The sequence below is a fragment of the Caulobacter segnis genome, assembly GCF_031454995.1.
GTDB classification, from domain to species: Bacteria; Pseudomonadota; Alphaproteobacteria; order Caulobacterales; family Caulobacteraceae; genus Caulobacter; species Caulobacter segnis_E.
This window is the reverse complement of the sequence record NZ_JAVDRV010000003.1, coordinates 36,740-50,754: the sequence shown is the minus strand read 5'-3', so window position 1 is coordinate 50,754 and position 14,015 is coordinate 36,740. Positions and strand designations below refer to the sequence as shown.

Annotated in this window: 12 protein-coding genes; 9 read left to right on the top strand and 3 right to left on the bottom strand. The window is 68.2% G+C overall.

Features of this window, described 5'->3' with window-relative positions:
- Positions 1-51 precede the first annotated feature (51 nt).
- Positions 52-2,442: a TonB-dependent receptor plug domain-containing protein gene (locus J2728_RS12485; protein WP_404979751.1), complete on the top strand. Its 2,391-nt coding sequence runs from the start codon at positions 52-54 to the stop codon at positions 2,440-2,442.
- Positions 2,443-2,509: 67 nt separating this feature from the next.
- A complete protein-coding gene (locus tag J2728_RS12480) occupies positions 2,510-4,108 on the top strand; it encodes a peptide chain release factor 3 (protein WP_309999563.1) in 1,599 nt (532 codons plus the stop codon).
- Here J2728_RS12480 and J2728_RS12475 read toward each other — a convergent pair.
- Positions 4,105-5,523 carry a LytTR family DNA-binding domain-containing protein gene (locus J2728_RS12475; RefSeq protein ID WP_309999561.1) on the bottom strand — a complete coding sequence of 473 codons (1,419 nt, stop codon included), beginning with the start codon at positions 5,521-5,523 and terminating at the stop codon, positions 4,105-4,107. The two genes, J2728_RS12480 and J2728_RS12475, sit on opposite strands and share 4 nt — an antisense overlap.
- 112 nt (positions 5,524-5,635) lie before the next feature.
- Here J2728_RS12475 and J2728_RS12470 point away from each other — a divergent pair, with 112 nt between their 5' ends.
- On the top strand, positions 5,636-7,099 hold the full coding sequence (locus tag J2728_RS12470; protein ID WP_309999560.1) for an alpha/beta hydrolase: 1,464 nt from the start codon (positions 5,636-5,638) through the stop codon (positions 7,097-7,099).
- A gap of 48 nt (positions 7,100-7,147) precedes the next feature.
- Here J2728_RS12470 and J2728_RS12465 read toward each other — a convergent pair whose 3' ends face one another.
- The gene (locus tag J2728_RS12465; RefSeq protein WP_309999558.1) at positions 7,148-8,377 is read right to left on the bottom strand and encodes a pyridoxal phosphate-dependent aminotransferase; all 1,230 of its coding nucleotides are present in this window, start codon (positions 8,375-8,377) and stop codon (positions 7,148-7,150) included.
- A 171-nt stretch (positions 8,378-8,548) separates the two neighbouring features.
- Here J2728_RS12465 and J2728_RS12460 point away from each other — a divergent pair, with 171 nt between their 5' ends.
- Complete coding sequence (locus J2728_RS12460) at positions 8,549-8,941, top strand: methylglyoxal synthase (protein ID WP_309999556.1); 393 nt, start codon at positions 8,549-8,551, stop codon at positions 8,939-8,941.
- A gap of 1 nt (position 8,942) precedes the next feature.
- Here the strand turns inward: J2728_RS12460 and J2728_RS12455 are convergent, their stop codons facing one another.
- Positions 8,943-9,422 (bottom strand): ribonuclease H family protein, encoded by a 480-nt coding sequence (locus tag J2728_RS12455; RefSeq protein WP_309999554.1) that lies wholly within the window; start codon positions 9,420-9,422, stop codon positions 8,943-8,945.
- Positions 9,423-9,810: 388 nt separating this feature from the next.
- On the opposite strand from J2728_RS12455, the gene J2728_RS12450 reads away from it, so the two are divergent.
- From J2728_RS12450 to flhB, 5 genes are all read left to right on the top strand, one after another.
- On the top strand, positions 9,811-11,172 hold the full coding sequence (locus J2728_RS12450; RefSeq protein WP_309999552.1) for a hypothetical protein: 1,362 nt from the start codon (positions 9,811-9,813) through the stop codon (positions 11,170-11,172).
- A 61-nt stretch (positions 11,173-11,233) separates the two neighbouring features.
- A complete protein-coding gene (locus tag J2728_RS12445; protein ID WP_309999550.1) occupies positions 11,234-11,536 on the top strand; it encodes a hypothetical protein in 303 nt (100 codons plus the stop codon).
- A 327-nt stretch (positions 11,537-11,863) separates the two neighbouring features.
- Positions 11,864-12,130 carry a flagellar biosynthesis protein FliQ gene (fliQ, locus tag J2728_RS12440; protein WP_201722860.1) on the top strand — a complete coding sequence of 89 codons (267 nt, stop codon included), beginning with the start codon at positions 11,864-11,866 and terminating at the stop codon, positions 12,128-12,130.
- Between the two features lie 15 nt (positions 12,131-12,145).
- Entirely contained in the window at positions 12,146-12,901 is a 756-nt protein-coding gene (gene fliR, locus J2728_RS12435; protein WP_309999545.1) for a flagellar biosynthetic protein FliR, read from the top strand.
- A gap of 9 nt (positions 12,902-12,910) precedes the next feature.
- Positions 12,911-13,996: a flagellar biosynthesis protein FlhB gene (gene flhB, locus J2728_RS12430; protein WP_309999543.1), complete on the top strand. Its 1,086-nt coding sequence runs from the start codon at positions 12,911-12,913 to the stop codon at positions 13,994-13,996.
- Positions 13,997-14,015: the final 19 nt, after the last annotated feature.

Below are 14,015 nucleotides of genomic sequence, written 5' to 3'. Positions count from 1 at the left end.
CTGACAAGACCGGTCTTTACCCCGCGCCGCAGTAAACAGCGCAGGTTCCCGATGAAGCTCATGACGACGGCCGCCTGGGGCGTGCTCGCCCTGGTTCTTTCCACCCAAGCCCACGCCCAGCAGGCGGCGCCGGCCCCCGAGGTCGCGGAGGTGGACACCCTCGTCGTCACCGGCACCCGCCGCGTCGACCGTACGGCTTTCGAGTCGGCCGCGCCCGTGGATGTCGTCAGCCAGGAAGCGCTGAAGAGCGTCGTCTCGGACGAGATCATGGACAAGCTCGCGGCCACGACGCCGTCGTTCAACGTCCAGCGCTTGCCGGCCGCCGACGGCCAGGCCTTCGTCCGTCCCGCCACCCTGCGGGGCCTCTCGCCCGACCAGACCCTGGTGCTGGTCAATGGCAAGCGCCGCCACCGGTCCGCCGTGCTGGGCGGCCGTGGCCAGCAGGGCGTCGATCTGGCCGCCCTGGGGACCAGCGGCATCGAACGCATCGAGGTGCTGCGCGACGGCGCCTCGGCCCAGTACGGCTCGGACGCCATCGCCGGGGTGATCAACATCCTCTTGAGCGACAAGACGGGCTTCGAGGGCTACGCTCAGGGTGGTCGCTACTTCGCCGGCGACGGCGACAAGACCGAGATCGGCGCGCGCTACGGCCTGGCGATCGGCAATGGCGGCAGCGTGGTCGCCGCGCTGGACTACACCAACGCCGAGGCGACTTCGCGGACGCGCCAGCGTCCGGACGCGATCGCCTTCCAGGCGGCCAATCCGAACATCAAGGTTCCCAACCCGGTCCAGCGCTGGGGCCAGCCCGATCGCGAAGTGTGGCGGGGCTCGCTGAATCTGGTCCTGCCGCTTGGCGACGTCGCGGAAGCCTATGGCTTCGCGACCTATAGCGATCTGCACGGCGTCACCGACTTCAACTGGCGCAACCCGTCGACCGACAGTTCGTACAGGGCCAGCACGGTGTTTCCGGGGTGGTCGCTGAACCAGATCTATCCGGCCGGCTTCTCGCCCAAGTTCGGCCAGGACGAAACCAACGCCTCCGTCAACGGCGGCGTGCGCGGCGACGCCATGGGCTGGTCGTGGGACGCTTCGGCCGGCTGGGGCCGTGACAAGGTCGACTACTTCCTGAACAACAGCATCAACGCCTCGTTCGGTCCGCGATCGCCGACCAGCTTCGACGCCGGCTCGCTGATCCAGGAAGAGGCGACGCTGAACCTCGACGCCTCGCGCCCGCTGGAATGGTCGTTCCTGGCCAAGCCCGCCAACCTGGCCCTGGGCCTGGAAGCGCGCAAGGAAACGTACAAGATCGAGGCGGGCGACCGCTATTCGTGGGACGTCGGCCCCGGCGCGGCGACGGGTCTGCCCAGCGGCTCGAACGGCTTCCCGGGCTACGCGCCCAGCCAGGCCGGGTCCTGGGATCAGACCAGCTACGCGGCCTACGCCGATCTCGACCTGCCGATCACCGACAAGTTCGGCGCCGACATCGCCATCCGCCACGAGGACTTCTCCGAGTTCGGCCAGACGACCGACGGCAAGATCGCCGCGCGCTACGAGTTCACCCCGAACTTCGCCCTCCGCAGCGCGGTCTCGACGGGCTTCCGGGCCCCGACCGCTGGCCAGATCAACAACACCCGCACCTCGCAGGGCCTGAACACCACGACCCTGTTGCTAAACACCTCGGGCCGCCTGTCGCCGATCAACCCGATCTCGGTGGCCCTGGGCGGCAAGCCGCTGGAGCCGGAAGAATCCAAGAACCTGTCGCTGGGCGCGGTGTTCCGCCAGGGCGGCTTCACGGCCTCGGTCGACTACTACCGTATCGAGATCGACAACCGCTTCGCCGTCTCGCCGAACTTCACGGTGACACCGGCCTTGCGCGCTCAGTTGGTCGCCGCGGGCGTTCCCGGCGCCGACAGCCTGACGACGGTCAGCTACTTCACCAACTCGTTCGACACCCGCACCCAGGGCGTTGACGTCGTTGGCTCTTGGCGCGGCCAGGTCTGGGGCGGGCGCGCCGGCGTCACTGCCGCATGGAACTGGAACGACACCAAGGTCACGCGCTCGAAGCTGACCGAGGTCTCGAAGCTGGCTCGCATCAACCTGGAAGACGGCCTGCCGCAGAACGCCGCCAATGTGTCGTTCGACTACGCCAAGGGCCGCTTCAGCGGCCTGATCCGCGCCCGCTGGTCGGGCGAATGGACCGACGCCCAGGCCAACGGGACCGCCGACTTGATCCAGAAGTTCTCGGGCAAGGCGCTGGTCGATCTGTCGGTCAGCGCGCAACTGACCGACGCGCTCAAGCTGACGGTGGGGGCCGAGAACCTGTTCGACACCTATCCGGACGAGGCGACGTTCCAGGCCTCGCGCGGCCTGATCTACTCGCGTAACGCGCCCTACGACACCGACGGCGGCCTCTGGTACGCGCGTCTGTCGGCGAAGTTCTAGGCGCCGCGTGGTCGGTGCGGCGGCGAGGGAAGGTGACAAAAAGGGCTGATGACGTTAGTCCCCGCCCATGAGCTCTTCCCCCGCCGCTGAAGCCGCCCGTCGGCGCACCTTTGCCATCATCAGTCACCCCGACGCCGGCAAGACGACCCTGACCGAAAACCTGCTGCTGGCTGGCGGGGCGATCCGGGCCGCGGGGGCCGTGCGGGCGCGCGGCCAGACGCGGCGCACCCAGTCGGACTGGATGAAGATCGAGCGCGAGCGCGGCATCTCGGTCAGCGCCTCGGTCATGACGTTCGACCACGACGGCCTGATGTTCAATCTGCTGGACACCCCGGGCCACGAGGACTTCTCGGAAGACACCTACCGCACCCTGACGGCCGCCGACGCGGCGATCATGGTGCTGGACGCCGCCAAGGGCATCGAGCCCCAGACCCTGAAGCTGTTCGAGGTCTGCCGCCTGCGCGACATCCCGATCATCACCTTCATCAACAAGATGGACCGCGAGGCCCAGGATCCGTTCGAGCTGCTGGACGAAGTCTCGTCGAAGCTCGCGCTCGATCCGGCGCCGCTCTTCTGGCCGGCCGGCTCCGGCGGCCGCTTCAAGGGCATGCTGGACCTGCGCAACGACAAGTTCATTCCCTACGCCAAGAAGAGCTCGACCGACGACGAGGGCCATCCCGATCCGATCGCCTTCAAGGGCAACGCGGTGGTCCAGTATCTGGACCCCGAGGAAAAGGCCGAGCTGGAAGACAACGCCATGCTGGTCACCGAGGCCGGCAAGCCGTTCGACGTTCAGTCGTTCCTCGAGGGGCACATGACGCCGGTGTTCTTCGGCTCGGCGCTGCGTCACTTCGGCGTGTCCCAGCTTCTGGCCGGCATCGGCGCCTACGCCCCGCCGCCCAAGCCCATGCCGGCCAGCAAGAACGGCGCGGAGACCCATGTCGCGCCGGGCGACAGCGAAGTGTCGGGCTTTGTGTTCAAGGTCCAGGCGAACATGGACCCCAACCACCGCGACCGGATCGCCTTCCTGCGCCTGACCAGCGGCCGCTTCACGCGCGGCATGAAGCTGAAGGCCCAGAACACCGGCAAGGCCATGAGCGTCAACGCGCCGATCATGTTCTTCGCCAGCGACCGCGAGCTGGCCGAGGACGCCTTCGCCGGCGACGTGATCGGCATCCCGAACCATGGCGTGCTGCGAGTGGGCGACAGTCTGTCCGAAAGCGGGACCCTGCGCTTCGCCGGCCTGCCCAACTTCGCGCCGGAAATCCTGCGCCGCGTGCGCGTCAAGGATCCGCTGAAGGCCAAGCACCTGAAGAAGGCCCTGGAAGGCCTGGCGGAAGAGGGTGTCACCCAGCTCTTCCGGCCGATGATCGGCAGCGACTTCATCGTCGGCGCCGTCGGCCAGCTGCAGTTCGAGGTCATGGCCGACCGCTTGGCCAACGAGTACCAGCTGGAAGTGATCTTCGAGGCCAGCCCGTACGCCGAAGCCCGCTGGCTAGGCGGCGACCGCGCCGACGTCGAGGACTTCGTCAACAAGCACAAGTCGGCCATGGGCCAGGACATCGACGAGGCCCCGGTCTTCCTGGGCAAGTCCTCCTGGGAGATCGGCTATGTCGCCGAGCGCTATCCGAAGGTGCGCTTCGAGCGGACCAAGGAACGGGCCTAGGCGGAAGGGGCTTCCAGGGCCTCGCGCACGGCGGGCTGACGGGCACGGCTGACGGGCAAGGGCGCGCCCTCGCTCAGATGCAGCCGCCAGCGGTCCCCGTCGCGCTCTAGCCGTTGGACGTGCGCCAGGTTGGCGATCACCGACCGGTGGACCCGCAGGAAGTTCGCCGGCAGTTGGGCCGTCAGCCCGTCCAGGCGCGCCGCGTGCAGCAGGCTTCGGCCCCCGACCATCCGCAGCTCGACATAGTCGTCGGCCCCGACCACGGCCAGGATCTCGGCGACGGGCGCCAGCTCGACGCCGCGCGCCGAGGCCACGGTCAGCCGGTCGGGAAGGCTGACGGCGCGGGTCAGGGCGGCTTCGCGGCCGCGGTCCTCGCGGCCCAGCCGTACGACCTCGACCATCAGCAGCGGCAGCACCAGGCTGGCGGCGAGCAGGAAGTAGGAGAAGTCGGCCAGCCATTCGGGGAAGCCGAGGGCCAGGGCCAGGAACAGCGCCAGATAGGCCAGGGCGGGCCGGGCGCCGGGGATGCGCCGCCGCACGCCTGCCACCGCCGGCGCCACGGCCAGCGCCACGCCCAGGATCAGCGCCCAAACCGTCTTGTTGTCGAAGCCAGGAAACAGGACCGTGGCGCCGACCCCGCCCATGGCCAGACCGATCATCAGGCCTCGCGCCTTGGGCAGGAACCGGCTGGTGACATAGGCGACCAGCAGGATCGCGAAGGCGGCCGCCAGTCCCCAGATGGCGCTCATCCGCCAAGCATGAAGCGGATAGGGATAGTTGAAGAGCGGCCGCAAGCTCTCGACGATGGACTGCGCGGCCGCGACGCTCGCCATGGCGGCCAGGATGAGGCTGGAGCCCGTCCGTCTCAGGGCGTGGATGACGCCGAACCCGAACGCCGCCGCCAGCAGGGTCCCGGTCGCCACGAAGGTCACGGCCAACAAGGCGGCGCGCTGTGGGTAGGGGAAGGGCAGAACGGTGATGGCGGTCATGGGGCCGGCGAAGCGCAGGCCGCCATGGAAGGACGACAGGCGCAGCACCAGGGTGTTCGCGTCGGGACGCCAGGCGGTCTCGCGGATCGGAAAGGTCGCCTGATAGCGTCCTGGGATCTCGTCCCGCGCCGACGCCCCAGGGCGGCCGTTAGACCCCAGCCGCTGGCCATTGAGCCAGGCCTCGGACGAGGCGACGCCGGCCACGTAGAGGGCGCGCGGCTGGGTGTCGCTCGGGGCGGGGATCGTCGCGCGGATCCAGAGCTCCTGGCCTTGGGGATCGACGAAGTCCCCGATCGGACGGCAATCGCTCAGCACGGGGCCCGTCACGCTGGGCGCGCCATGGCAGGCCTCCCACGCCAGGTCCTGGGCCCGCGCCAGAGTCGCGAGGCTTGTCAGAAAGAGGATCGGAAGAAGGGTTCGCCACATGGCGTCACTCTAGAGCGCCGTTCGCCGAGGCGCGCCACCGTTCACCGATCGCCAGCCGCCGTTGACCGAAGCGGTGTGGCCGACGGCCCCGCCGATCGGCTCAGCTGTCGTCATGACCCATGCATCGCTCAACCGCCGCGCCGTGCTCGCCGCCGGCCTCGCCCTTCCTGGCCTTGCCGTCTCTGGAGGGGCGCTGGCCCAAACAGCCGCGCCGTCCTCGCCGCCGCCCGGTCCGTTCCGCTTCAAGGGCTGGAAGGGCCAGGAGACCGACGCCGAGCGGGGCTTCTTCGAGGTTCCGGAGGACCGTCGCGATCCTCGCTCGCGGAAGATCCGCCTGAGCTATGTCCGGTTCGCCTCGACGGCGGCCAAGCCTGGGCCGCCGATCATCTATCTGGCCGGCGGACCGGGGGGGCTGGCGACGCGGGCGCTGGCCGGACCGCGCTTTCCGATCATGATGGCCCTGCGCGAGGTGGCCGACGTCATCGCCTTCGATCAGCGCGGCACGGGCCTGTCCAACCACATCCCCGAGCGCCCAGCCTCGACGCGCCCGCCGCCGCCGTTCACCGAGGGAGGGCTGACGTCCTATTTCCGGCGGGACTTTCAGGAGGCGTGGGCCGACTGGACCAAGGCCGGCGTGGCCATGACGGGCTACAACACCGAACAGAACGCCGACGACATCGACGACCTGCGCCGCCATCTGGGCGCCGAGAAGGTCGATCTGTGGGGCATCAGCTATGGCAGCCACCTGGCGCTCAGCATGCTCAAACGGCACGGCGAGCGGGTGAACCGCGTGGCCCTGGCCAGCCTGGAAGGTCAGGACCAGACCGTGAAGCGGCCGGCGGCGGTCGACGCGATGCTGCGACAGGTGGATAGCCTTCTGGCCGCCGACCCCGCCGTCCGAGCGGCGATCCCCGACCTGCCGGCCCTGATGCGGCGGGTTCACGCCAAGATGGAGGCCGCGCCGGTCAGCATGGCCGCGACGCTGAACGGCAAGCCGGTCGAGCTGAAGCTGGGCGGCTTCGCCATTCAGCTGATGGCTGGCGGGATGATCGCCAATCCGCAGACCCTGGTCATGCTGCCGGGGCTCTATCTGGCGCTGGACGCTGGAAACACGGACGTGCTCAAGCCGTTCGTGGGCGAGTTCGCGGGGCAGCTCGGCATCGCCGGCATGCCCGAGGCGACGGACCTGGCGTCGGGCATCTCGCCCGGCCGGCTGGCCCTGGTGCGACGCGAGGCCAAGACCGCCGTGCTGGGCGAGGCCCTGAACTTCCCGATGCCGCAATTGCTAGGCGCGGTCCCGGGCGTCGACCTGGGCGAAACCTTCCGGACGCCGCTCCGGATCGATCATCCCGCCCTTCTGCTCGCCGGCACATTGGACGGCCGCACGCCGATGTCCGAACAGGACGAGGTCGCGGCTCAGTTCAGGCGCATGTCCAGGGTGATCGTCGAGAACGCGGGTCACAACGTCTTCGAGGCTCATCCCGACGTGCAGGGCCTGTTGGTGCGGTTTTTCCGCGGCGACGCCGTCGCCGACACCCGGTTGAGCCTGCCGCCGCCGAAGTTCAAGCTGGCTTGACGGGTAGGTGGGCCGGGGGAGTCGTCTTCGCCGGCCTACCGCCGGGGTCTACAGTGTCGCGTAATAGTCCAGTTCCGCGTGCTGGACGTGGTCGCCCGAGGCCATCGGCTTGGCGTCCATGACCGCCTTGAAGGCCACCTTGAACGCCGCCATTTCCTCGGGCGTGCCCACCGAGACGCGGACGGCGTTGGGCCAGATGGGCCAGGTGCGGCCGATCAGGACGTTCTTGGCCTTCATCGCCGCGAACACGGCTTTGCCGTTGCGGCCCGTGTCGATCATGAAGCAGTTAGTCTGGGGATCGCCGATCACCTTGTAGCCGCCCGCCTTCAGCCAGGCGATCGTGTCGCGGCGGGTGTCGCCGATGATCTTGCGGCGCTCGGGCACCAGGCTGGCGTCCTCCAGCGAGGCGCGGGCGGCGGCCGAGCCGGTGATCGGCATGGCGTTCTGACCGAACGGCTTGAGCTTGGCCAGAAGATCGGGGCGGCCGACCGCGAAGCCGCAACGGATGCCGGCCATGCCGTAGATCTTGGAGAAGGTGCGTAGGACGATCAGGTCCTTGCCCTGGGCCACCAGGTCCAGGGTGTCAGGCTCGTCGGTGAGGTGGATATAGGCCTCGTCCACCAACAGGATCGAGCCGGCGGGCTTGTTCTCCAGCGCCCAGACGATGTCCTGCTTGGTGGTGACGGTGCCGGTCGGGTTATTCGGATTGCAGATATAGATGACGCCGGCCTGGGCGTCGGCGGCGACCATCGCCTTGACGTCGTGGGCGCAGTCCTTGGTCAGCGGCACCTTGACCACCTTGGCCTGGCTGGTCTTGGCCGCGTACATGCCCGCCTCGTAGGACGGATCGGCGGTCACGAAGCTCTTGGTCGGCGAGGTGAAGGCCAGCACGCTGTAGTGCAGCGGCTCGGAGGACCCCGCATAGGCGACGACGGACTCGGGCTTGAGGCCGTTCTGGGCCGCGAAGGTTCGGACCAGCATGTCGGTCTCGCCGTTCAGGTCATAGCGCCCGCCCAGCGGGGCCACGCGGGCGATGGCGTCGCAGGCCGCCTTGCTGGGGCCAAGCGGGTTTTCGTTGGCGTTGATCAGCACCGCGCCGGAGGGCGGGGCGTTGGGGCTCTGGCCATGCAGCGCCATGCCCGACGGCGGGGCGGTGGTCTGGGCCGCGTGGGCGAGGCTGGCCTCGGTCACGATCGGCGCGGCGGCGGCGAGCAGGGCCGCGCTCCGCAGGAAGGAACGGCGCCCCAGCGCCGGCTCGTCGGAATCGCGCGTGACCATCGTCGTCTGCTCCCCATCTGGCTAGAGCTTCAGGACGAACCTTCGCGCGCGATCACGCAAGAGGCTGGGCGACGCTCGCGCGCGTCCTGCTCAAGTCGCGAGCAAAGCCCGGCTTGCCATCGCACCCGAGGCGCGAAATGAGTGCGCCTCCAAGCCGCCAGGAATCGCGCCATGCCCGCTCCCCTCGCCATCGGTCCCATCTCGATTGGATTGGTGGCCCACGACGACAAGAAGGCCGCCCTGGTCGACTGGGCCAGGGCGCACGCCGGCTTCTTGAAGGACAAGGCGCTGTTCGCCACCGGCACAACCGGCGGCCGGATCCTGGAGGCGCTGCCCGACCTTGATCTGGTGCGCCTGAAAAGCGGCCCCCTGGGCGGCGACCAGCAGTTGGGCGCGATGATCGCCGAGGGGCGGCTGGACGTGCTGATCTTCTTCGTCGATCCGCTGTCGCCGCAGCCGCATGACGTGGACGTCAAGGCGCTGATCCGCATGGCGACGCTGGCGGACATCCCGTTCGCCTGCAACCCGGCGACGGCCGACCTGATCGTGGGCAGTCGCGACTAGGTCAGCCCGGGAACTTCATCAGGTTGGGTTTCGGGATCGCGGCCTTGAAGGTCCCGCGCGACTTGCTGGTGTCGAGGCCAAACTCGGCCCATGCGGCGAGGAAGCCATGGACCGCGTCGACGGGCGAGGCGGGGATCATCTCCAGCACGGGGCGCGAGGCCACGGCGGCGCGGGCGGCCGCCCAGGCGTCGGGCTCGGCGGTCGCGTAGTCGCCATCGGAGGCGACCAACTGGCTCGCCAGCTCCAGATCGGAGAAGCGCAGGGTCACCGCGGCGTCGGCGGGCAGGTCCGAGAGGCCGTCAAGGGCTTCGGTCAGGGCCGTCAGGCTCATCTTGGCGGCCGTTGTGCGCCGCTCTCCGCCGGCCGCGCCCTTGATCGCGCCCGCGCCGGTCTCGCCGTCGATCCGCCGTACATAGCACCAGCCGCCATAGCTCGGGTCCTGGCGGCAGAGGCTGGCGATCCAGAGGGTGGCGGCGACCATGGCGGGCTCCCAATCAAGGCGAATTGGCCCAGGTTCTAACCTGCTTCGCTCGGGCTAGGGGAGTGGGCGCGAACGGAAGGTAAACATCGTCCTAAAACGTATGGTTAACGTCATTTTAAGCTCGATGAACATTGTTCTAACAAATGTGCTCACTGGGCGCGTTTGGACGTCTTCGCTGAAGCAAGAAGTGTGCCATATTGGCCCAATATCCACCTTTTTGGGCGGACTTGTGCGTGGAGTATAAAAAGTCAGGAAATATTTATGGTTAACGCGCTGTAAAGGCCTATTAACCACTTGTTAAAGCTGCTGGCTCCGGTTTTGCTGCTTGGGCGTTGAACCTTCGAAGGCTGTCCCGGGTTGGGACGTCCCCAAGTGGAGTGCGCTGGCCATGTTCGAATTCGGACGAGATTTGAAGCGGCTGTTCGGTGTCGAGGCCGAGGCCAAGGGCGCTTGGCGCGAAGGCCTGACCGGCGGCGACACCTCGCTGCTGGAGCTGCTGGACACACGCCTTCTGACCAATGAGGCGCGCTCGGCCGATGTCGCCGCCAGCCGCCTCGGCGCGAAGGATCGTGGGAGCCGCCTTCTGGAAGCGGCCGTGATCTGGCGCGAACTGGCTCGCCGCACCGGCGACGCGACGGCCCTGCGCAAGGGCGCGGCGCAAGCCGAGGCCGCTCTCAAGATCTTCGAGACCGAGCGCCGTCCAGACGGTCAAGCCGCCGCGCGCTGCGAACAGGTCATGCTGGCGCTGCAAGGCGCGGATCTGTTCGGCGACGAGGGCCTGGTGGCCGCCGCCGTCTCGACCTTGGCTCGCACGCCGGCCAGTCACCGCACCCCGCTCTGCGGCGCCTTGTCGTCGACGCTCGAGGGGCGGGCGGCGATGGTCGATGGCGATCTGGACCGGGCGCTCGCCGCCGTCCAGGGCTTCGAGGCGCCACTACGCGCTTTGGCGGCCGCCAAGCGCGCCAAGGGCGGCGCCGCCCGGCTTCTGCTGGCTGATCAGCGCGCCACCCGCATCGACCTGATCCTGACCTGTTCGACACGCCTGAAGGACCGCGCCCTGGCGGAGCTCGCCGCGTCCGAGGCGAAGGCCGCCTTGGAAGGCCTGGACTCGGACTTCGAACCCCTGGCCTGGGCTCGGCTGGAATGCCTGCGCGGCGCGGCCCTGGTGCAGCTGGGCGACCTCGATGGCGAGATCGCGCGTATTGGCGAGGGTGTTCAGGCGATCACCGACGCGGGTCAGGTCATTTCGCTGGATCATAGCCCGATGGACTGGGCCCGCGCCCAGGCGCTGCTTGGCGCGGCCCTGCAAACCATGGGCGAGGCGACGACCAGCGAACGCATCTTCGAGCAGGCCGTGTCGGCTTACGACCGCGCCACCCAGATCCTGAGGGTTCAGCCGGCTCTGTCCCTGCGCGCCCACGTCGCCAACAACCGCGCCCTGTGCCTGGCCCGCTGCGCCGAACTGACCGCCGATCTAGCCGTGCTGGACGCGGCCGAACTGGCCTTCAAGGCCGAGCTGGCCGAGGTGCGCGGCGCGCGGGATCCCGCCAGCTGGGCGGTCGCCCAGATGAACCTGGCTCGCCTCTATGAGGCGCGCGTCGACATCACGGGCCGCGACGATGGTCGCCTGGCGCGCGCCGGCGTCGCCCTGGCCGCCGCCTTCGACATCTTCTCGGAGCTGGGTCTGCGCTCGCTGACCGATCTGGCGGCACAGGGCCTGCAACGCCTCCAGCGGGCTCCGGCCGTCTGACCCGAAACGGGACGCGGCGGGAGAGGACCCGCCAAAAGAACGACAAGTAAGGGATGAACTCGTGATTGCTTCGCTCGCGTTGGCCGCCGCCGTGGTCGCCACCCCCGTTCCGGCCAAGACCGCCTCGGACATGCTCATCCCCGCCTCGGAGCCGCGCGAGGCCGTCGCCCTGCTGAACTGCCTCGTGAAGAACGATGGCCGCCTGACGGGCTGCACCGTGCAAAACGAAACGCCCAGCGAACTGGGCGTTGGCCAAGCGGCGCTTGCGATGGCGTCCCAGTTCCAGGTCGACCTGCTGGGCCCCGACGGCAAGAGCCGCGCGGGCTCCTACATCCAGGTGCCGGTGCGCATCCGCATCCGCTAGATTTTCACGACCTCGCGGTCCTCCTTGGTGACGCTCGCGGGTTTCCCGTCGAGCGGATCCAGATCGCGCCGTCGTCGGCCGAATAGAGGATCGAGCGTCTCTCGCGCCGGAAGGTGACAAGCCGGCGCGAGACGGGACGTCCAGATTGGCCGAGAGGCTGTTGGGCAAGACGTTCAGGGTTCGGGCGGTCTTCCCCGCCGCGACCCACGGTCGCGCCCGCCTCATCGCCCCTTCGAACGCGTAACTCCTAACGCCTCGTTAACCATATTTCGCCCAAGCTGAAGCCCTCGATTCCACGGCCCCGGGCGGCCGATTCCCACGAGGCTTTTGATGACGGGCGCCGAGGTTCTGGATGTCGGCCGGGACGCGATCTGGCTGACGCTTAAGCTATGCGCGCCCGTGCTGATCGTCGGCCTGGTGGTCGGCGTCGCCATCGGCCTGTTCCAGGCCCTGACCCAGATTCAGGAGCAGACCCTGGTCTACGCGCCGAAGATCGTCGCCATCTTCGTTTCGCTGCTGATCTTCCTGCCGATGATGGGCGCCTTGATGAGCGCCTTCATGCGCCAGATCGCCGCCCGCATCGCCGGCATGTAGCGGAAGGGGAGGGGCGTGAACGCGTTCGCCACGGCGTTTCAGGTCTATGTCGCCGCCCTCGTGTTCTCGCGGGTGGGCGCCATGGTCATGACCATGCCTGGCATTGGCGACCAGACGGTGCCGCCGCGCATTCGCCTGTCCTTCGCGCTCCTGATGGCGCTGTTGCTGGGGCCGCTGGTCCAGGACACGGTGCCGCCGATCCCGACGACCCTGGGCGGTCTGGTCGGCGCGATCATCCACGAGATCCTGATCGGCTTGATGATCGGTTCGGTGCTGCGGCTGTTCATGATCTCGCTGACCACCGCCGGCGAGATCATCTCGCTGCAGACGACGCTCTCCTTCGCCCAGACCACCAACCCATCGATGCAGGGCTCGAGCACGGCGGTGGCGACGTTCCTGTCGATGATGGGGCTGACGCTGGTCATGGCCACCGGGCTGCATCACCTGTTCATCGGCGCGATCGTCAAGTCCTACACCCTGTTCCCGTTCACGCGCGCCGTGCCGGTCAACGACGCCGTCACCCTGGCCGTGCGGACGGTGGCGGAGTCGTTCTCGCTGGGCGTGCAACTGGCCGCGCCGGTGATCGTCTTTTCGCTGGTCTTCAACCTCGCCACGGGCCTCGTCGGCCGGGTCATGCCCGCATTCCAGATCTTCTTCGTCGCTTCGCCGCTCAGCGTGATCCTGGGCCTGTCGCTGCTGGCCCTCTCGTTGGGCGGCATCGCCATGGTCTGGACCGACCGCTACCGCGCGCTCCTGCAGGTCTTCGCTTAAGGGGCGCGCATGGCGGACGATACGGATCCCGAATCGAAAACAGAAGAACCGTCGGCGAAGCGGTTATCGGACGCGCGCGCCAAGGGCGATGTCGTCAAGTCGGCCGATATTCCGCAACTGGCCTCGTTGGTCGGTGCTGTCTCGGTGGTGATCCTGGCCGGCGGCTGGCTGACCCGCGACCTGTCGGCCGCCCTCTATCCGTTCATCGCCCACGCCGGCACGATCGACCTTTCGAGCGGCGGCGCGATGGTGGTGATGAAGCGGGCGACCATGGCCGCCTTGCCGCCGCTGATCCTGGTGATGCTGGTCTCGGCCTGCGCCGGCGCGGTCGCCCACATCGCTCAGTCCGGCTTCCTGCTGACGCCCAGCAAGCTGAAGCCCGACTTCAGCAAGCTTGACCTGATCAAGGGCCTGGGGCGCATCTTCGGGATCGACGGCTTCGTCCAGTTCGCCAAGTCGGCCGTGAAGTTCCTGGTCACCGGCCTGATCGCCTGGATGGTGCTGAAGCCCCATGTCGGGGAGGTTCGTAACCTGGTCGGTCTCGATCCGGCGCTGATGCTGCCCGAGGCGATGAAGCTGTCCAAGTCGCTGCTGATCGCCGTGATCATCTTCCTGACCGGCACGGCGGCCTTCGACTGGTTCTGGCAGCGCCATCGGTTCATGAACCGGATGCGGATGACCCTCCAGGAGGTCAAGGACGAGTTCAAGCAATCGGACGGCGACCCGCACATCAAGGGCAAGCGCCGCCAGATCCAGATGCAGCGTTCGCGCCAGCGGATGATGCAGCAGGTGCCCAAGGCGACCGTGGTCGTCATGAACCCGACCCACTACGCCGTGGCGTTGAAGTACGAGGCCGGCGAGACGCCCGCGCCGCTCTGCGTGGCCAAGGGCGTGGACGAACTGGCCCTGAAAATCCGCGCCATCGCCGAGGAGCATGGGGTGCCGGTGCTGGAGGATCCGCCCCTGGCCCGGGCCCTCTACGCCAGCGTCGAGGTCGACGAGGAAATCCCCGTCGAGCACTTCGAAGCGGTGGCCAAGGTCATCAGCTTTATCCTCAACGGCAAGAAGTCCCAGTCCAGGGCTCGTCCGCTATAGGCTCCATTTCCGTAAAAAT